General features: G+C 60.0%; 16 protein-coding genes. 9 read left to right on the forward strand and 7 right to left on the reverse strand.

Features of this window, described 5'->3' with window-relative positions:
- Positions 1-79 precede the first annotated feature (79 nt).
- A complete protein-coding gene (locus tag FNT36_RS08430) occupies positions 80-934 on the forward strand; it encodes a UbiA prenyltransferase family protein (RefSeq protein WP_144846366.1) in 855 nt (284 codons plus the stop codon).
- A gap of 55 nt (positions 935-989) precedes the next feature.
- On the opposite strand, the gene FNT36_RS08435 is transcribed toward FNT36_RS08430, so the two are convergent.
- The 3 genes from FNT36_RS08435 to FNT36_RS08445 form a co-directional block, all read right to left on the reverse strand.
- Positions 990-1,691 (reverse strand): hypothetical protein, encoded by a 702-nt coding sequence (locus tag FNT36_RS08435; protein WP_144846368.1) that lies wholly within the window; start codon positions 1,689-1,691, stop codon positions 990-992.
- Between the two features lies 1 nt (position 1,692).
- Positions 1,693-2,994 carry an LVIVD repeat-containing protein gene (locus FNT36_RS08440; RefSeq protein WP_233635788.1) on the reverse strand — a complete coding sequence of 434 codons (1,302 nt, stop codon included), beginning with the start codon at positions 2,992-2,994 and terminating at the stop codon, positions 1,693-1,695.
- 150 nt (positions 2,995-3,144) lie between these two features.
- Complete coding sequence (locus FNT36_RS08445) at positions 3,145-4,707, reverse strand: NAD(P)H-hydrate dehydratase (protein ID WP_144846370.1); 1,563 nt, start codon at positions 4,705-4,707, stop codon at positions 3,145-3,147.
- Positions 4,708-4,751: 44 nt separating this feature from the next.
- On the opposite strand from FNT36_RS08445, the gene FNT36_RS08450 reads away from it, so the two are divergent.
- From FNT36_RS08450 to sdaAA, 3 genes are all read left to right on the forward strand, one after another.
- On the forward strand, positions 4,752-5,291 hold the full coding sequence (locus FNT36_RS08450) for an RBBP9/YdeN family alpha/beta hydrolase (RefSeq protein WP_144846372.1): 540 nt from the start codon (positions 4,752-4,754) through the stop codon (positions 5,289-5,291).
- An 84-nt stretch (positions 5,292-5,375) separates the two neighbouring features.
- On the forward strand, positions 5,376-5,834 hold the full coding sequence (msrB, locus tag FNT36_RS08455; protein ID WP_144846374.1) for a peptide-methionine (R)-S-oxide reductase MsrB: 459 nt from the start codon (positions 5,376-5,378) through the stop codon (positions 5,832-5,834).
- A gap of 104 nt (positions 5,835-5,938) precedes the next feature.
- Positions 5,939-6,835 carry an L-serine ammonia-lyase, iron-sulfur-dependent, subunit alpha gene (gene sdaAA / locus FNT36_RS08460; protein WP_144846376.1) on the forward strand — a complete coding sequence of 299 codons (897 nt, stop codon included), beginning with the start codon at positions 5,939-5,941 and terminating at the stop codon, positions 6,833-6,835.
- A gap of 6 nt (positions 6,836-6,841) precedes the next feature.
- On the opposite strand, the gene FNT36_RS08465 is transcribed toward sdaAA, so the two are convergent.
- The 4 genes from FNT36_RS08465 to ispF all read right to left on the reverse strand — a co-directional run bounded on the left by FNT36_RS08465 (position 6,842) and on the right by ispF (position 11,660).
- Positions 6,842-7,906 (reverse strand): hypothetical protein, encoded by a 1,065-nt coding sequence (locus FNT36_RS08465; protein ID WP_144846378.1) that lies wholly within the window; start codon positions 7,904-7,906, stop codon positions 6,842-6,844.
- Positions 7,907-7,933: 27 nt separating this feature from the next.
- Positions 7,934-9,316 (reverse strand): LutB/LldF family L-lactate oxidation iron-sulfur protein, encoded by a 1,383-nt coding sequence (locus tag FNT36_RS08470; protein WP_144846380.1) that lies wholly within the window; start codon positions 9,314-9,316, stop codon positions 7,934-7,936.
- A gap of 85 nt (positions 9,317-9,401) precedes the next feature.
- A complete protein-coding gene (locus tag FNT36_RS08475) occupies positions 9,402-11,111 on the reverse strand; it encodes a M28 family peptidase (RefSeq protein WP_144846382.1) in 1,710 nt (569 codons plus the stop codon).
- A 69-nt stretch (positions 11,112-11,180) separates the two neighbouring features.
- Entirely contained in the window at positions 11,181-11,660 is a 480-nt protein-coding gene (gene ispF / locus FNT36_RS08480; RefSeq protein ID WP_144846384.1) for a 2-C-methyl-D-erythritol 2,4-cyclodiphosphate synthase, read from the reverse strand.
- A 313-nt stretch (positions 11,661-11,973) separates the two neighbouring features.
- On the opposite strand from ispF, the gene FNT36_RS08485 reads away from it, so the two are divergent.
- The 5 genes from FNT36_RS08485 (at position 11,974) to FNT36_RS08505 (ending at position 19,323) form a co-directional block, all read left to right on the forward strand.
- Complete coding sequence (locus tag FNT36_RS08485) at positions 11,974-12,588, forward strand: TetR/AcrR family transcriptional regulator (protein ID WP_144846386.1); 615 nt, start codon at positions 11,974-11,976, stop codon at positions 12,586-12,588.
- Positions 12,589-12,633: 45 nt separating this feature from the next.
- Complete coding sequence (locus FNT36_RS08490; RefSeq protein WP_144846389.1) at positions 12,634-14,295, forward strand: TolC family protein; 1,662 nt, start codon at positions 12,634-12,636, stop codon at positions 14,293-14,295.
- 24 nt (positions 14,296-14,319) lie between these two features.
- Positions 14,320-15,453, forward strand: a complete 1,134-nt coding sequence (locus FNT36_RS08495; protein WP_144846391.1) for an efflux RND transporter periplasmic adaptor subunit — start codon at positions 14,320-14,322, stop codon at positions 15,451-15,453.
- A gap of 30 nt (positions 15,454-15,483) precedes the next feature.
- Complete coding sequence (locus tag FNT36_RS08500) at positions 15,484-18,924, forward strand: efflux RND transporter permease subunit (protein ID WP_144846393.1); 3,441 nt, start codon at positions 15,484-15,486, stop codon at positions 18,922-18,924.
- 132 nt (positions 18,925-19,056) lie between these two features.
- Positions 19,057-19,323 (forward strand): acyl carrier protein, encoded by a 267-nt coding sequence (locus FNT36_RS08505; protein ID WP_144846395.1) that lies wholly within the window; start codon positions 19,057-19,059, stop codon positions 19,321-19,323.
- Positions 19,324-19,796 lie beyond the last annotated feature (473 nt).

Genomic DNA, 19,796 nt, shown 5'->3' on the forward strand with positions numbered 1-19,796 from the left:
TGTGTTGCCTGAACGTCAGGCCGCCCGGTTTCGTCCGGGCGGCCTGACGTTCTTTCGTTAGGCTAGTTTCTTTGCTACTATGTCGCCCCGTCGCGCCCTTCCGTTGCGCCTGCTCGATGCGCTGCTCTACAGCAGCGTGTGGCTGGCGGCTGCCGCTGCTGCCCAAACGGCGGGGGTGCTGCACGAGCTGCCCGGGGGCTTTGTGGCGGCTGGGTGGCAGGCGGTGGCTTTGGTATTTGCTGTCACGCTGCTTACCTATAACCTCGACGCGGCCCTGCCCTTCAAGCACCGGCAGCCGGTGGGTACCTCGGGCCGCAAGGCCTGGCAGCACCGCCACCGCTGGGGCCTGGCCACGCTGGCGGGTTTGGCGGCCCTAGGTGGGGCCTGGCTGCTGCTAGTGGGCGGCTGGCTGCACTACCTACCGCTGCTGCTGCCGCTGGCCGCCCTGGCCCTAGGCTACTCGCTGCCGCTGCTGCCCTGGCAGGGGCGCTGGCGGGCCGTGCGCGAGGTGCCCCTGCTCAAAGTATTTTTGATTGGAGGCGTGTGGGCGGCCGTGACAGTGGGGTTGCCTGCGCTGGCACTGCACCGGCCGCTGGCCCCGCTGGCGCCCCTGCTGGCGCAACGGTTTTGCCTAGTGTCAGCGCTGGCCATTGTGTTTGATATCCGCGACTTTAGACGCGACCGACTTACTAACCTGCGCACCATGCCCGTAGTGCTGGGCCTAGGTGGCGCCAAGACCATGGCGCTGGTGCTGCTCAGCATCTCAGTGGCTATTGGCCTGTGGCGGGGCTCGCCACCACTAGTAGTGCTGCTGCCGGCCGCGCTGGCTGCTTGGATTATTGCTGTCTCGCGCGACACGCGTAGCGACTACTTCTTCGCCCTTGTGGCCGATGGCGCGCTACTGGTGCAGGCAGCAGCCGTGTTCTTGCTGTGAGGGCATAGCGCCCCACAGGCTAAGGGCTGTTCATTAGTTAGTTATTGCGGTAGGATTACTGCAACACGACGCCCAGCTTGAAGCCCGCCGGAAAGTATACGCCCTGGTGAGCGTAGTCAGAAGGCCCGCTTTGGAACTGGCTTTCGCCAAAAGTTGACCACGAATGGCTTTTGCGCACGCCTACCCCGGCGTACACGTCGAGCAAGGCCCAACTGGCCAGCGCCAGCTGGTAGCCTGCTTGCGCCGCCACGCCGTAGCGCAGCACGGTTTCGCGGTAGCGCAGGGGGCCATACACGAGGTAGGGCAAGTCGCCGGGACCTATTTCCTCGTGCCACTGGTCGTTGCGCCCAAAGTGCAGTCGAAAATATTGAACCTGTGGGCTGTAGCCGACATACAGGCCTGTGGCAAACGCCTGGCCGGCCCTAGGTGCCGATAAATAGAAGCGGTGCTGTGCCTGAAGGCCCGCACCGCGCACTAGCTCGTTGTAGCGGCGGCGATTGGGGTCGTCGGCCACATCGGGGCGGCCGGTGGGGCCCCAGTATACTTGGGCGCCCAGCGTGAGCGTCTGGGTGGGGTGGCGAGGGCAAGCGTGTTCGGCTTCTATCCAAAACCCACTCAGCACCAAGTGTTGGGGTGTGACCTTGAAGGCCCAGCCACTGGGTGTTTGGCCCTGCACCTGCCCACCGAGCAGCCCTAGGGCCAAGCTACCTACCCAGCGAGCGCCAGCTTGTCGGCTACCTATGCGGCGTCTTCCCATTCTACAGGTTGGGGGTAATGGGTAGCAGGCTTACTTGCTGCAAGCTCGGGCCTCCCACACGGTACTGGTAGAGGCCGCCCGGCCCGATGGCCAGCAGGTAGTCGCCATTCGGAATGACGTCGGTGATGGTGGTTTTGAAATGCTGGAGCGGAGTCAGGGCCGGGGTATTGCTGGTATCAAATACCTTGAGGCCGTCGTCGCACACGTAAAGCCGTTTGTTTTCGATACCTAGGCCACCGGGGCTGGTCATGGGGTAGGAGTGGGCCAGGGTGGGGCGGCTGAGTGTCGTCAAATCAATGACTTCGAGCACGTTGGCGACGCCGCCGCCGCAGGTGCGGCCCGTGCGCAGGGTCACGTAGGCATACTGGCCATCAACCACCACGGGGTCGCAGCTAACCGTATGCTGGTAGAAGGCCACGCGCTGCGGCGTGGCGGGCGTGGCCACGTCGTAGATATACATGCCCGACTGCGTACCTAGGAACAGATAATGGTCTTGCGGAAAAATCGTTTCAATGCCAAACCCGAGCGATACTACCTTGCCCGCTACCGGTAGGGCCGGGTTTTGCAGGTCAAACACGCGCAGGCTGTTCTCATCTACACTGTAAAGAGTTTGGCCCAAGATGGCAAACCGGGCCAGCGAGCCGCCTTTGCCCGTGCTAGCATTAGCGCCGGCGCTCGGGGCCGCGTTGGCCAGGGTAGTGCCCCCAAAGTAAACGATACCGGTTTGGTACGTAACTCGGTAGGGAATAGCCTCATTGGGTGCTAGCTTGCGCCAGCCTAGCACTACGGCATCGGCCGGGCGCTTGCCAAGCTGGTAGGCTTCTTCTAGGGGGCCATACTCGGGCATGGGCAGTTCGCGGAAGGCGTTGCGCACACGGCCGGTAGGCTTCGGCTGGGCTGGGTTGCTGATGTCAAGCACTACTAGGTCGGGGCCGTTGTCGGCGTATAGCAGGTTGCCACGCACGGCGAGGTCTACATTGCCCGGGATGCGTAAAAAGCTTACTGGCCGTGGGTTGGCCGGGTCGCGATTGTCGATGATGTGAATGCCTTCCGATTTCTCATTCACAAAGACATAGTCGCCGCGCACGTAAATCTTGCCGGTGTTGTGCATGGCCTGGGGCGCCACGGCGGCCACCGAACTTTCGAGCGTGGCCCGCGCCATCAGGAGCGGCCTGTAGCTGGCATACACCAGGTACGAATTAGTAGCGGGCTGCGGGTCCGCTTCTTGGCGGGTGCAGGCTAGTAAGGTAAGCAGCCCCAGCAGCAGGGCCCAGCTCGACGAGCGAAGTAGAAGTCTGTTCATGCGGCAATCGGATAAAGGGAAAGAGCAATGCTGGCCCGCCTAGTAACGGGCTACTAGAAAGAGCCCCCTTGGCTGCCAAGTGGTTGCACTCGCTCGCTTTTTATTTCCTATATTCTAGTATTGCCGAATAAGCTATTGATGCAGGCCATACTACCCTAGCGAGCCAGCTTCTAATTCTCGCAACGCGGGCCCAATATGCTGCACCAAGTCGCCGGCTAACAGGCCCGCCTCGCCGGTGTGGGCAGCGGCGAGGTCGCCGGCGCGGCCGTGGGCCAGCACAGCTAGGCGCGTGGCCAGCAGCGGGTCGAGGCGCTGGTCGGCGCGCAAGGCCAGCAGCAGGCCCGTGAGCACGTCGCCGCTACCGCCGGTGCCCATGCCGGGGTTGCCGGTACCATTGAAGTACACCTGCCCATCGGGCGCCGCCGTGGCGGTGTAGGCGCCCTTCAGCACTACAATACAGCGGTGCCGCTGGGCAAAGTCACGCAGCAGGTCGAGGCGATGATAATCATCTTTGGTTTTCTCGGTGAGGCGCGCAAACTCGCCTAGGTGGGGCGTGAGCACCGTGTTTTCGGGCAGCAGGTCAAGCAGCTCGCGGTGAGCACCTAGGAGGTTGAGCGCATCGGCGTCGATGACGAGTGGCACCTGGGCTTCGCGTAGCAGCTTTTCGAGCACAGCGCGGCTGGCTTCTTCCTGACCCAGGCCAGGGCCGATACCGATGGCCTGGTACGGTTTCAGGTCGGGTAGCTCACTGATAAAATCGGCCTGCGTGTCGGCCAGGCACATGGCTTCTGGCCGCGTGGTCTGGATGATGTCGTAGCCGCAGCCGGGCACGGCCACTGTGAGCAGCCCCACGCCGCCGCGCAGGCACGCCCCACTACTGAGCACGGCGGCGCCCACCTTGCCACGGCTGCCCGCCAGGAGCAGGGCGTGGCCGAAGGTGTTTTTATAAGCAAACTTGTTGCGCCTAGGTAGCTGGAGCTCGGGCTGCGGCACGGTGTGCGGGGCAGCCCAGCCATCGGGCTGCGGCTTGGTATACCGCGTAAAATGCCAAGGCGTGTCGGCGTGGTCAATAAACTGCTGGCTCAGGCGAATGTCTTGCAGGTGCCACTCGCCTACGTACTCGGCATTTTGCGGCAGCAGGAAAGCCAGCTTAGGTAAGCCAAAGCTGACGGTGTGCGCGGCGCGCACCACGGGCGCCTCGGGGTCGGGCTGGGGGGCATCGGCCAGCAAGCCGCTGGGCAGGTCGATGGCCACCACGCGGGCGTGGCTAGCGTTGAGGTGGCGCACCACATCGGCGGGCAGCCCGGCGAGCGGGCGCGTGAGGCCGGTACCAAATAGGGCGTCGATGACCAGCGTAGTGGGCTGAATGTCAGGCAGCGCATCGGTGGCCAACTCCTGCACCGGAATAATTTTGGGCAGCACGTGGTGGTTGTGCTGGTAGTCGTCGGAGTATTTCTCGGCGGGCAGCAGGGCCAAGCGCACCGCGTAGCCAGCGTAGTAAAGCAGGCGGGCCAGCGCCAGGCCATCGCCGCCATTGTTGCCAGGGCCGCACAGCAGCAGTACATCGGTGGCCGTGTGCGGGTCGTAGTGGCTGAGCAGCCACTCGGCCACGGCAGTGGCGGCGCGCTCCATTAGCTCGGTAGAGGTGGTGCGCTGCTCGCGAATGGTGGCTTGGTCGAGCTCGCGGATTTGGGCGGCGGAGAGGAGTTTCATGGGAAAGAGTGTACGCGGCGGCTAGCCAAAAGCTACCTTCGGCTATGCAAAGAACCACCCGATTTTTTATCGTGCCGGGCCTCGGCAACTCGGGCCCCGACCACTGGCAAACCTATTTTGAGCGGATACACCCTGAGTTTACGCGCATTGCGCAGCGCAGCTGGGATGCCCCCGACCGCGCCGAGTGGGTCGCAACGCTAGAGCAAGCCCTGGCCGGCGAAGACCTCAGCCAAGTGGTGCTCATTGCGCACAGCCTAGGCTGCGCGACAGTAGCGCACTGGGCCAACACCTATGGCCACCGCATCAAGGGCGCGCTGCTGGTGGCTCCGGTCGATGTAGAAACTGACGCCTTCGCTGCCCTTGCCCCTACCGGCTTTGCGCCTCTGCCGTTGCTGCAGCTGCCTTTTCCAAGCAAAGTGGTGACGAGCACCACCGACCCTTGGGTGAGCGCAGCCCGCGCCCGGCAGTTTGCCGAGGCCTGGGGCAGCGAATTGGTCGTAATTGGTGACGCTGGCCACATCAATGTGGCTAGCGGCCACGGCGACTGGCCCGATGGCCTAGCCCTGCTGCGCGACTGGGCCTAACGGCTCAGCTTGAACTCTGCGCAGCGTACTGCGTTTTACTACTAGTAAGACACCTGCTTCTTCGCTTCTAAAACCACCCCTGATATGCAAACCTGGAACGACGTTATCCGCCTGGCCAACCACGGCGCCCCCGAGCCACCCCGCCGCGTAGAAAAAACCAATGAGGAGTGGAAAAAAGAGCTCACTCCCCAGCAGTACCACGTCACGCGCGAGCACGGCACCGAGCGCGCCTTCACCGGCGAATACTGCGAAGCTCATGAGGCTGGCCTCTATGCTTGCGTGTGCTGCGGCACCCCGCTTTATGACTCGCGCACCAAGTTCGAAAGCGGCACCGGCTGGCCCAGCTTTACGCAGCCGGTAGAAGAAAACGCCATTCGCTACAAGAAAGACACCAGCTACGGCATGGTGCGCGTGGAGGTGCTTTGCAACGTGTGCGACGCCCACCAGGGCCACGTATTCCCCGATGGCCCGCCGCCGAGCGGCCTGCGACTGTGCATCAACTCGGCCAGCATCAAGCTGGTAACGGAAAAGGCACCCGCCTAGCGAACAGCTAGTTTAAGAAACGTCCGTCGGGCTGCGACCAGTGCAGCCCGGCGGACGTTTTATCTTTGTTTGTATTCTCTGTCGCTCCCTAATTCCCCACCCCCATGTCGCTTCTCTTCACCGATTTCGCCTCCTGGCAAGCGCACTGCGCCACCACGGGCGAGCCGCTCTTTCGGCCCGTGCTGGCCTACGAAATCGAGCAGAAGGGGGCTAGCGAAGCCGACATTTGGCCCGGCCTGCAACGCGCCTACGACGTGATGCGCGACGCCGTGCACACCGGCCTCACCGGCGACATGACCTCGCGCTCGGGCATGATAAATAATGGGGCTAAGAAAATTGCGGCTTCGCCGGTCACGGTGTTGTCACCCGAGTTCAAAAATCTGGTAGTAAGTGCCCTAGGAGCCAAAGAAGTGAATTCTTGTATGGGCCGCGTGGTAGCAGCGCCCACGGCTGGGGCGTCGGGCATTTTGCCGGGCGTGCTCACCACCATCCAGAATATCCACCACCTGCCCGACCAGAAAATTTTGGAAGGCCTGCTGGTGGCGGCGGGTATTGCGCTCATCATTGAGCAGAATGCCTCGCTGGCTGGTGCAGTAGGCGGCTGCCAGGCTGAAACCGGCTCGGCGGCGGCTATGGGCGCCGGGGCCATTGTGTACTGCCTAGGTGGCACCGTAGAGCAAGTATTTGCCGCCGTGGCCATTACCATTCAGTGCATGCTCGGGCTGGTGTGCGACCCAGTGGCGGGCCTCGTGGAGGTACCATGCGTGGTGCGCAATGCCTCGGCGGCGGCCATTGCCTTTTCATCGGCCCAGATTGCCATTGCGGGTGTCGACCCAGTTATCCCTGTCGACCAGTGTGTGGCGGCCCTTGGCGAGGTGGGCCAGAGTATGGAAACCCGCTACAAGGAAACGGCCTTAGGTGGCCTTGCCAACACCCGCCGCGGCCGCGAGATTGAGAAGATGGTACTGGTGCAGGATGTCAATATCCTGCCCGACGAATAGCCCACGCTAGTGCAGCGAGCCCATGGCCGGCGCAAATAGCAGTTGGCTCATAAAGCGAATGGCGTGGTCATAGAGCTGGCGTCGCTCTTGGTATTGCTGCCAGGCTTCCTCCTCATCGGGCCGCATAGGTAGGCCCGCTTCCTGCATTTCCTGCCAAGCTTTGGCAAACTTTTGGCGGTCAGGCGAAGCCTCCTTAATCTCTTCCTTGGTGCGCAATTCGGCGGGCTCAGTTTCGGCTTTGTGGTTGAAAAACCGATGAATACGGTTGAGCGCCAGCACCCCGGCCGTAAACGTTAGCTCAACTTGACGCGAGCGGGGCACGTCTAGCGCCGAAAACAGAAGATTGGCCGAATCGAGCACCAGCCCGGCCGCCGTGACCCAGGAGCGCCCCGCTTGAGGCGAGCGAAAAAACGCCAGCACCGGCAGTGAGGTGTGGCTTTCGTCTATTTCGACCAGCCATTCCTCCCAGGCCAACCACTGCTCGTCATCGTTGCTAAAGTTGCCATCGTGGCCCAGCCAGCGCAGCAGCCCGCTGGCCGTGGCCGGCACGCCTGCCCGCAGCTCTATCTGGGCCACTACGATTTCGCGCCGCGAAAAAGCCTGGTAGATAGTGGGCAAATAGGAGATGAGCAGCGTGAGCAGCAGTAGCCCGATGGTAGCCTCGGAGTAGCTAAAGACGTTGACCGCGAAGCCTGCCTCCGACGTGGTACCTAGGGTCAGCAACGAACTGCCACTCAGCTCATAGCTCTTGGTGAAGTCATCGACCCCCAGGGCTAGATAAATGCCAGTGTAGCCGATGCCCACCAGTGCTAGCCATCCGATGGGCAGCGCCACCAGCCCCACCGGCGCATAGTGCGCCAAAATGCGGTCGCGGTGCGCGTAGGTGCGGGTGCGACGCGCAGCAAAGTCGAACAAGGCCCGCACGCCCCCAAATACAAAGGCATTGAGCCGCACCGTCTCGTTGCGCGGTAGCACAAACGAGCGAATGGCGCCCGATACCGTGGTGATAACCAGCCAGCCGCCGGCTATTCCGGCCAGTATCCGCAAGGCGTGTTCAAGAGTTGAAGACATGGCCCGTTGTACGGGGCCGGCCACTTTCTAGCTGCTATGCCTAGCCTTCCACAACTCTCGGAACGACTTGTCGGCCACTTTCAGGCTTTCGCGGCGCTTGCGCCAGCCTGCTTGGTCGAGCAAGTACCCTAGGCTAAAATCCTTGAGGCGACCGGGCAAGATGTCGAGCGCCCAGCGGTGGCGCATGCTCCAGCGCCAAAGGCCGATAGCAAGTTTTTCTACCGGGGCGTTGTGGCCTTCGCTCACGCTCTCCTGGCGGTTGAGCAGCAGCAGGTTGTGCAGGTTGATGCGCACTGGGCACACACTGGTGCACGCCCCGCACAGGCTGCTGGCAAAGCTTAGGTGCTGGTGCTCTTTCAGCCCACTCAGATGCGGGCTGATAACTGAGCCAATGGGGCCCGAATAGGTGGTTTCGTAAGTGTGGCCGCCAATGTTCTTATACACCGGGCACACGTTGAGGCAAGCGCCGCACCGAATGCAGCGCAACGCCTCGCGGCGGTCGGGGCGGGCCAGCAGGTTGGTGCGGCCGTTGTCAAGCAAGATGACAACCATCTCCTCGGGGCCATCGGGCTCGCCGGGTTGCCTAGGGCCGAAATACACTGTGTTGTACACCGTGACCTGCTGACCGGTGCCGCTGGTGCTCAGCAGCGGCCAAAATAGGTCAAGGTCGGTGAGCTGCGGAATCAGCTTCTCGATACCCACTACCGCGATATGCAGCTTGGGGAAGGTGGCCGACAAGCGAGCGTTACCCTCATTTTCGGTAACAGCCACGCCGCCTTCCTTCGCAATCAAGAAGTTGCCGCCCGTGATGCCCACCTCGGCCGAGGTATACTTGTCGCGCAGCAGGTGGCGCGCCGTGAGCACGAGTTGCTGGGCATCGTCGGTGTGCTCGATGCCTAGGTGCTTCACAAAGATGTTAGCGATATCGGCTTTGCTCAGGTGCATGGCCGGCGTCACAATGTGGTAAGGCCGCTCGCCATTAAGCTGCACAATGTACTCGCCTAGGTCGGTCTCCACCGACTCCACGCCCCGACTCTGCAAGTACTTATTGACGTGGATTTCCTCGGTGGTCATGCTCTTGGCTTTCACTACCGTGCGGGCTTGGCGCGCCTCGGTGAGGCGGCCGATTTCGTCTAGCGCTTCCTGCGCATTCTGCGCCCATACTACGCGCCCGCCGCGGGCCGTGAAAGCCGCCTCAAACTGCAAGAGGTACTCGTCGAGCTTTTCCAGCACGCCGGCCTTGAGGTAGGCAGCGCGGGAGCGAGCCAGCTCGTGCTGCTGGTAGAGCTGCATGCCGGCGCTTACCGCCGCATCGTACTTGCCGATGTTGAAGCGGATTTTGCGGCGGTGCTCAAGGTCGAAGGCTTTACGCTCGGCGTCGGTTTGGAAGGCAGTAGCTTTTGTTAGCATAGGTTTCCCGCAGGAATTGCAAGGGTAGGGCGCAGGGTTTCGCAAAAAGCTGAGTAGAAGCCAGCGAAACCCTGCGGAAAATTACTCACGGCTTGTTCGAATCCACAACCGGGCGCTCATCGCGGTTGGCCAGCTCCCAGGCGGTGTAGAACACCAGGCGGGCGCGGGCCTCCATTTTGCCAAACTCAATCTTATCGATTTCGTCGCTGGCTTCGTGGTAGTCGGCGTGTACGCCGTTGAAGAAAAACGCCACTGGTACCTTGTGCACCGCAAAGTTGTAGTGGTCCGAGCGGTAGTAGAAGCGGTTGGGGTCGTTGGGGTCGTTGAAGCGGTAGTCGAGGTCGATTTTAGTGTACTTCTGGTTGGCGGCTTCCAGCACACTGTGCAGCTGCGACGAAAGTTTATCTGAGCCAATGACGTACACATAGTCGGGCTTGCCCTCGTGGGCCACGTCGGTGCGGCCTATCATGTCAATGTTGAGGTCCGTGATGGTGTTAGCCAGCGGAAAAACCGGGTGGTTGGCGTAATACTCCGAGCCGAGCAAGCCCTTCTCCTCGCCCGTGTTGGCCAAGAACAAGATGCTGCGGCGCGGCCCGTGTCCCGCATGGGCGGCCTTCGTAAACGCCTCAGCAATAGCCAGCATGCCCGTTGTGCCCGAGCCATCGTCGTCGGCGCCGTTGTAGACCTTGCCGCCAATGATACCTAGGTGGTCGTAGTGTGCGGACACTACCAAAATCTCGTCTTTCTTATCGGTGCCGGGCAAGAAGCCAAGCACGTTTTCGGTGCCCACCGCCGAGCGCTCCTGCGGCGCGCTGATGGTGAATTTGACCGGCTTAAACTTGCTAGCCACTGGCGCTTTGGCTGCTGCCGTGGCAGCGGCATAGCTGCGCAGCGCTGCGTCGGAAGCACCTAGGAGCTTGAGGCCCACGGCGGGCGACACAAAGAACGAGGGCGCCCGGCCACCGCCCTGCTCGGCCGCCGCAATGATGGGCTGCATCACCCGTGGGGCCAGCCGCTCCTCTAGCTTCTCAAACGCCAGCGCCGGCTCGGTGCTGATGAAAAACACGCTGCGGGCGCCTTTCTGCGCCGCCAGCGCGGCCTTAGCCCGAAAATCTACGCTCCACTTAGTGGCGCTGCCGTCGGCACTCAGCACCGACTTGCCCTCGGCCGTGCGGGGCTCGCCTAGCAGCACCACTAGGTCCTTGCCTTGCACGTCGCGCCCGGAGTAGTCGGAGTACGTGCCCTGCTCGATGCCGTAGCCCACAAATACTGGCTGCACCGCCGTAGCCTGCTGAAAGGGCGAGCGCCCAAAGGCGTAAAAATCTTTGAGCCACTCGTAGGCCTTGCCGCCCACCGTGAGCGTCCCGCCTTTTTGCCAAGCGCTGCGCTCTAGGTTGAAGGGTTGGAGGTAAGGGTTAGCCGTATTAGCTGTCACGGGCGCCGTAAGGCTGTCGGCCTTAAACTGCTGGCTGATGTATTCAGCAGCCATTTTCTGGCCCTTCGTACCAGTTTCGCGGCCTTCGTATTCGTCAGAAGCCAGCACTCCTAGGTCACGGCGCAGCTTCTCCTGCGTGATGTAGCGCTCGGCGTAAAGCGTGGCGTAGTCGGCTGCTGGCAGGGGCGCCACCTTCACCGGGCCGTGGGGCGCAATGCCGCTGTTAGCAGGCTTGGCGGTTGTGGCGCGCTTGATTTTAGTTTTAATCTTGGTCGCGCCCGGCGTTTGGGCGGCTAGCGCAGCGGGTAGGGCGAGGCTGGCGAGAAGCAGCGGGTATTTCACCGATTTAAAAATTGCCATAAGAATTAAGTTTATCATGCTTCGCTGAGCGCCGCATGACAAACATCTTTTGTTTGTTAAAGTCGATACCTAGGCCTTTGTAACTAGCACGGTAGCATAGGCAGCTACGCCCTCCTGCCGGCCCACAAAACCGAGTTTCTCAGTAGTGGTAGCCTTGATGGAAATGTCATCCTCATCTACGCCCATCACCTGGGCCAGCACTGTGCGCATGGCTGGGATGTGCGGATTCACCTTGGGCCGCTCGAGGCAGATGGTTGAGTCAATGTTGCCAACTTCGTAGCCCTTCTCGCGCAAGATGCGCATGACCTCGGCCAGCAGCTTCTTACTGTCGATGCCCTTGTATTGTGGGTCAGTGTCAGGGAAGTGAAAGCCGATATCGCGCAGGTTAGCAGCGCCCAGCAGCGCATCGCAAATGACGTGGATGAGTACGTCGGCGTCGGAGTGACCTAGGGCGCCGTGGGTGTGCGGCACCTCGATGCCGCCGAGCCAGAAAGGCAGACCTTCCTTGAGTTGGTGAACGTCATAGCCGAAGCCAACGCGGATTTTCATGGGAGCTGAAGCAGAGTAGCGAAACCGCAAAGGTATTGGCTTGCGCCCCGGCAGCTAGCAGCCAAGCTGTATGTAAAAAAATTAGTAGAAGAATACTAAAATAATAAGCTAATTATATTAGCTTTGCACGACTAATGAAGATAGCCAGTGCTCGCCGGCTAGCAGTCTAGTTGAAAAAATAATGAAGAAGGTTAAAGTAATCGGCGGGCAAGGGCGTCAGGTGTGCAAGTGAGCTAAAAAGGGAGGCTCGAAAAGAAACTTTGGAAACTTTGAACTCACCAATAGTTTCCGATGTATCTTTGCGATGCCAACCATGGAAACCAAGGACCGAATTCTGACCCGCGCTGCCGCCCTGTTTTTGCGCAACGGCATCAAGAGTGTGAGTATGGACGACATTGCCGCCGACCTGGGCATGTCGAAAAAGACATTGTACAAAACCTTCGCCAGCAAGGATGAAATAGTGCTCGCCGTGATGACGGACCACCTCTGCAAAGCTCAGGGCGAGTGCGCTCATTTTGCCGAGGTTTCGGCCGATGCCGTGCGCGAGATGCTAGATATTTCGGCCTGGGCCGATAAGGAATTCAGCAACGTGCACCCCAGCATTTTCTATGACCTGCGCAAGTATCATCCCGACGCTTGGGCGCTGTTTTCGACCCACAAAAGCACGTTTATCCTCGACCAGATAACTCGCAACCTGCGCCGTGGCATTGCAGAGGGCTTGTTTCGGAGTGACCTCGATGTCGAGGTGTTGGCCCGCCTCAACCTGGCTCAGATAGAATTGACGTTCAACCCCGACCTCTACCCACCCACCCAGTTTAGCCCCGTGCGGGTCAACAAAGTATTCGACGAACACTTTTTGCTAGGTGTGGCTACGCTGAAAGGCCACCGGTTATTTAATAAATACCAACACATTACGGAAGAGGAATAGCCACCTGGCTACCTAGTACACCCTTCTTCGGCCCTCACAATTTTCATGAAGAACGCATTAACCAAGGCGCTGCTGGCGGCCCTGGCCCTGGGCGCCTGGGCCCCAGCCACCGCCCAAAACTCGGCAACCTTGCCTACGCAGCCCGCCGCCGGCCCTATGGCCATGAGCCTAAGCCAGGCCGTGCGCTACGCCGTGGCCAACAAGCCCAGCCTGCTGGCCACTCGCCTGGCCGAGCAAACCGCCAAGGCCAAAGTAGGCGAAGTGAAGAGCCAGGGTTTGCCGCAGGTAAACGTGGCAGCCAACCTAGCCGACAATTTCAAGCTGCAAAAGTCTTTGCTGGATGCGGGCGCCTTTGCGGGCCCCACGCTGAGTGGTACTACCCTCACGCAGCGCGACATAGCGGCCGCGTCGGCTGGCCAGAGCGTGACACTATCGCCAGCTTATGGGGCAGCTGTGGCGGCGCCGCCACAGGCTATTGCCTTCGGCTTGCAGTATGCAGGCAATACCTCGGCTTCGTTTTCTCAAATGCTGTTTGATGGCTCGTATCTAGTAGGCCTACGGGCAGCGAAGGTGTACGAGGAGCTGGCTAAAAAGCAGACCCAACAGGCCGAAATTGACGTAGTTGAGCAAGTAAGCAAGGCCTACTACAGCACGCTGGTAGCCCGCGCCCGCCTGGCCCTACTGGCCCGCAACGTGCAGCGCCTCGATACGCTGCTCTACCAAACCGACAAGACATTTAAGGCCGGTTTTGCCGAAAAACTTGATGTAGACCGTCTGCGCGTGCAGCGCAATAACTTAGTAGTAGAGCAGCAAAAGGCCCAGCGCCTCACCGAAGTAAGCGTGGCACTGCTCAAGTTCCAGATGGGCTTGCCGCAGGCACAAAACGTGCAGCTTACCGACTCGCTCGGTGCGGCGGTGGTTGATGCTGGCGCACTGCGTCAGCGCCTAGGCGTAGCCAATTTTAACACTGGCGGCGGCGACCAAAGCCTCGGCCAGGTGCCCACCGTGGCTCCGCCTACTACTGGCCAGGCGCCCACTACGGCCCCCGTAGCCTATAATACCGGCCAGCCCACGCAGGCCAATGCAGCCTTCAACTACAACAACCGCATCGAGTTTTCGACCCTCGAAACCCAACAGGCACTGGCTGGCCTCGACCTGGCCAACCGCCAGCGTGGCGCCTATCCGCGCCTGAGCCTCACTGCTGCCTACGGCTTCACGGGCTCGGCTAAGTCGGCGAAGGATTTATTCGCCTTCCGTGGCCCTGAGTCGGTCAACGGGCTGGGCCAACTCAATCAAAACTGGTTTGGTTTCGGCAACGTGGGCCTGGCCTTGAATGTGCCGGTGTTCGACGGCTTCCGCCGCAAGTACCAAGTGCAGCAGGCGCGCTTGCAGCAAAAAACCATTGAGCACGGCTTCGAAACCCTGCGCCAAAGCATTGACCTGCAAGATGCCCAAAGCCGCGCTACGCTCGTGAACGCCCTCGACGTACTCGACAACCAAAAAGCCAACCTCACCCTGGCTGCCGATGTGGCTCGGGTATCGAAAATCAAATTTCAAGCTGGCGTAGGCTCCAACGTGGAGCTGATAACAGCCGAAACCGACCTGCGCCAAGCCCAAACCAACTACTACGGCGCTATCTACGATGTGCTGGTAGCTAAAGTAGACCGCGACAAAGCCACCGGCGAGCTGTACCAGCAGGCCAAGTAATTCTCTTTGAAAGCTAGTAACCTCATGAACCTGAATACCGCCCGTTACTCCCTGCTCGCCGCCACGCTTTTCCTCGCTTCGTGCGGCGGGGGCGACAAAGACCCCAACGCCGAACTGGCCAAGCTCAAGGCCGAGCAGGCCGCAACCCAGGCCAAAATAGCCGACCTAGAGGCTAAGACTGGCTCGGCTAAGAAGGCCGATGCCAACAGCGCCGTGCCCGTGTCGGTGATTAAAGTGGCTCCCCAAAACTTTGCGGGCTACCTCGAAGTGCAGGGCCGCGTTGACTTTGACCAGAATGCCACCGTGGGGGCCCGGGCAGCCGGCACGCTCACCAGCGTGCGCGTGCAGCGCGGCGACCAAGTGCGCAAAGGCCAAATACTAGCCACCGTAGATGCTAGCGTGCTCGACGCCAACATTGCGGAGCTGCGCACGCGCCTAGATCTGGCTAAAACGGTTTACGAAAAGCAAGCCGGCCTCTGGAAGCAACAGATTGGCACCGAGGTGCAGTATCTGCAAGCCAAGAACAACTACGAAGCCTTGCAGCGCAACCTAGGTAGCCTCAACCAGCAGAAATCGCTCTACAACGTGGTGGCGCCCTACGCCGGCGTGGTCGACAACGTGCTGCCCAAGCTGGGCGAAACGGTAGCGCCCGGCGCGCCCGTGGTGCAGCTGAACAGCGGCCAGGGCGGCAAAGTCCTCGCCGATGTGTCGGAAGCCTACGCTGGCAGCATCAAGGCTGGCGACAAGGCCTTGGTAACGCTGCCTGACATGGGTGCCGAAGAAGTACCGAGCACCGTGCGCACCGTGAGCCGCACCATCTCGGCTACCAGCCGCACGTTCACCGTCGAGCTGCGTCTGCCTAGCAACGTAGCTAGCAAGCTGCGCCCCAACATGGTAGCTAGCGTGCGCATCAAAAACTACGGCAACGCCAGCGCTACTGTGCTACCAGTTGACCTGATTCAGCACGACGAAGAAAACGCCTACGTGCTGGTAGTAAACAACGACGGCGGCAAAGCCGTGGCTGCCAAGCGCGTGATTAAAACCGGCCAGACTTACAACGGCAAGCAAGAAGTGCTGAGCGGTTTGAAGTCGGGCGATGAAGTGATTTCGGCGGGCTACCAGAACCTCAACGAGGGGCAGACGGTGAAAGTCGGCTAAGTATACTCCTCAACCAGCAAACTACCTGTTATGCAAGATATTGAAAAGGAGTTTGGGCCTACCAGTTGGTCCATCAATAATAAAACAAGTATTTACATCATCACCTTGCTGCTGACGGTGATGGGCATTTTTGCCTACATCAAGCTCGGCAAGGAGAAGTTTCCCGACATCGTGATTCCGCGCATTATCGTGGCCACGGTGTACCCCGGCACGTCGCCTACTGACATCGAAAACCTAGTGACGCGCCAGATTGAGAAAGAAATCAAGGGCGTGAACGGGGTTAAGAAAATCAACTCGACCTCGAACCAGGACTACTGTATTGTAGACGTGGAGTTTAAGTCGGGCATCGACGTGCAGGTGGCCAAGCAGCTTATTAAGGATGCTGTGGACAAAGCCCGCACCGAGCTGCCTAACGACCTGCCCACCGAACCCACGGTGCAGGAAGTAAACATTTCGGAGCAGCCGATTATGTACGTCAACCTGAGCGGCAACCTGCCCGCCTCGCAGCTCAAAAAGCTGGCCGACGACTTCCAGGACAAGATTGAGGCGCTGCCCGAAATCACCCGCGTTGATATTGTGGGTGCCCTAGAGCAGCAGGTAAACGTGGACGTGGACTTGCAAAAATTGCAAGCTTCGCAGCTGAGCTTCACCGACATTGAGAACGCCATTGCCCGCGAGAACATCACGGTGTCGGGTGGCTCTATCGACGTGGGCGACCAGAAGCGCGCTGTGCGCGTGGCTGGCCAGTACGCCAACGCCGCTGACATTGCCGACATTCAGATTAAGAACCTGCGCGGCGCACCGGTGCGCCTAGGTGACATTGCCACCGTGCAAGACGCCTTTAAGGACCGCGAAAGCTATGCCCGCCTCGACGGCCAGCCCACCGTGACCCTGAACGTGGTGAAGCGTCAGGGCGAAAACCTACTCGACGCTTCGGACAAGATTCACAGCCTAGTAAAAGAAGCGGAAGCCAGCCTGCCCAAAGGCACCAAAATCACGATTACGGGCGATTCGTCGAACGAGACCCGTAATACGCTGAACGACCTGATTAACACCATCATCATCGGCTTCCTACTGGTAACCCTGATTCTGATGTTCTTTATGGGTACCACTAACGCCTTGTTCGTGGGCTTGTCGGTGCCGTTGTCGATGTTCTTGGCCTTCGTGATGCTACCCATGTTTGGCTTCTCACTGAACATGATTGTGCTCTTCGCCTTCTTGCTGGCCCTAGGTATTGTGGTAGACGACGCCATTGTGGTTATCGAAAACACGCACCGCCTGCTGCACGAGCACCCCAACCTGAGCACCGCCAAAGCCGCCAAGTTTGCGGCGGGCGAGGTATTCGTCCCTGTATTGGCTGGTACGCTCACCACAGTAGCGCCGTTCGTGCCGCTCATGTTCTGGCCCGGCATTGTGGGCTCGTTCATGTTCTTCCTGCCGGTGACCCTGATTCTGACCCTAGGTGCCTCACTGGTGGTGGCCTTTATCATGAACCCGGTGTTTGCCGTGAGCTTTATGGAGCGTGAAGAGCACCTCGACCGCGTCGAGACCCCCAAGCTGACCCGCAACTTCCTGCTCGGCATGGGCGGGCTGGCGCTGGTAGCGCTGGCGGGCTACGCAGCCGGCTCCAAGTTCCTGGGCAACCTGATGGTAACCATCATCGTGCTCTGTTTCCTCGACAAGTATGTGTTTGTGTACATGATAGCGGGCTTCCAGCGCAGCATCCTGCCGCGCTTGCAAAACGGCTACGCCCGCCTGGTAGAGATAGTAGTAGGTGGCTCGGTATGGCGCCAAGTAGGCATTATGGCCAGCCTAGTGCTGCTATTCGTGGGTAGCATCATGGCCGTAGGCGCTCGCAAGCCCAAGGTGGACTTCTTCCCCAAAGGCGACCCTAAATTCATCTACACCTACCTGCGCATGCCGGTGGGCACCAAGGTGGAAGTAACCGACTCGGTTACTAAAATCCTCGAACGGCGCGTGTACGGCGTGATTGGCCGCAACAACCCCGACGTAGAATCGGTGATTACCAACGTGGCCATCGGCGCCGGCGACCCCACTGAGGCTACTGCTTCGGGCGTGTCGCAGTCGCACCTAGGCAAGGTCGGCGTGGCCTTCAAGGAACTCGCCGAGCAAACCGGGCCGGCTACCCACACCTACATGGATAAAATTCGGGAGGTAGTGAAAGGCATTCCCGGCGCCGAGGTATCGGTAGACCAAGAAGCCAGCGGCCCGCCCCAGGGCAAGGAAGTGGCCATCGAAGTATCAGGCGACGACTACCCTAAGCTAGCCGCGCTGTCGAAGAAAGTAGAGCGCTACGTGGACTCGCTGAAAATTGGCGGTATCGAAGACCTGCGCTCCGACTTGCAGGACCGTAACCCCGAAATCGGCGTGCGCATCAACCGCGTGCGAGCCAACCGCGAAGGCATCTCAACCGCCCAAATCGGCTCAGAAGTCCGCACCGCCATCTACGGTTTCGAGGCCAGCAAATTCAAGACCCCCGACGATGAGTACCCCATCCAGGTGCGCTACGCCAAGCCTTACCGCGACAACGTAGATGCCATCGTGAACTCGCCGCTTACCTTCCGCGACGCCACGGGCGCCGTGCGCCAAGTGCCCATTTCGGCCGTGGCCGATGTCAACTACGGCACCACTTACGGCGGCATCAAGCGCAAAGACACGCACCGCCTCATCACGATTTCGTCGAACGTGCTCAACGGTTTCACCGGTCCCGACGTGGTGGCCAACGTGCAGCGGGCCCTCAAGAGCTTCCCCACGCCGCCCGGCTACACCGTGCGCATGGGCGGTGCTCAAGAAGACCAGAAGGAAACCAGCGACTTCCTCGGCGTAGCCGCCGTAGGCGCCATCGCCCTCATCTTCTTAGTGCTCGTAACGCAGTTCAACTCGGTAGCCAAGCCGCTCATCATCCTCACCGAGGTTATTTTCTCTGTCATTGGTGTAATGCTCGGCCTGGCTATCACGGGCATGAACATCTCCATCGTAATGACCGGGGTAGGTATCATCGCCCTAGCCGGTATCGTGGTGAAAAACGGTATTCTACTCGTAGAATTTACCGACATGCTCCGGGCCCAGGGTATGGGCTTGCACGATGCTCTAGTGCTAGCCGGCCGCACCCGTCTCAATCCGGTTATCCTCACGGCTACAGCGGCCATCCTAGGTCTAATTCCGCTGGCCATCGGCCTGAACATCGACTTCTATGAGCTCTTCAACTCGGGCCACCCGCACTTCTTCCTAGGTGGTGAATCGGTGGTGTTCTGGGGCCCGCTGGCTTGGACTATCATTTTCGGGTTGTCGTTTGCAACCCTCGTGACCCTACTGGTAGTCCCGGTGATGTATCTGCTCAATGAGAAGATACAAGCGGCCTTCACCGGGCGCGATGTAAACAGCCCACCGCCTTCGGTTCCAGCCGACCGCGAGGAGGTAGAAGCTGCTACGCCGCCCGTGCTGGCCTAGTTCTTGTGGTAGGTTGATTGTCGAGTATCGAGCAGCGTTTACCCCAGCGGTAAGCCCCGCCCGATGCTCGGCAATCAACTCCGCAAAAAGGACTTTCTCACCCTGCTTTTCTGCAATATCACCCTCTTATTTATGTTCGTTGCTACTACTTCTACCGCCCAGGCTGCCTCTAAGACTATTGAGCAGCAAGTACTTCGTATTATTAGCAAGCGCAAAGCCATTAAGACGGTGCGCCTGCGCCGCACGGCCAACCTAAGCCGTGATTTACGCTTCGATACAGTTGACCTAGTCGACATCATTTTGGAGCTCGAGCGTAACTTTCACATCACCGTGCCCGACGAAGTACCGTTCTACACAGTTGGCGACTTTGTACGCTACGTAACGGCGCACGCTGCCTAGGTAGCTGCACAACTGATAGACACAAAAAAAGGGAGCGCGAGTTAGCATAACTCGCGCTCCCTTTTTTTATTTAGCCGTCGGTGGCGGCTGGCTTAGCGGTCGTTGCCGCCAGTATCGTTGCGCTGGCCGGCGTTGCCATCGCGCGAGCCATCGCTCACGTTGGCGATATCATCGACCCCAGCTGATTTAGCCGACTCATTGGTGGGCTCGGGCAGTGGGCCATCGGGGCCCACGTCGCTGATGGGCTTGGTGGTAGAAGACGTAGGCGAGCCTAGGCCGGCATCGGTAGCCGACTGACCAGTGCCAGCAGGGGCAGTGGGATAGTCGGAAGTGCCGGCGTTTTTAGCCGAGTGGTTGGTGGTAGTTGACATAGCGAGGGCAGGGGTAGTAGAGCGGTTTTTCCGAAGTTCTTCGTCTGACACCACAGTGGCAGCTTTGGCGGCCTCCCAAGTGTGAAACTTGTCAAGCTCGTG

The organism is Hymenobacter setariae (assembly GCF_007713685.1).
Taxonomy (GTDB): Bacteria; Bacteroidota; Bacteroidia; order Cytophagales; family Hymenobacteraceae; genus Hymenobacter; species Hymenobacter setariae.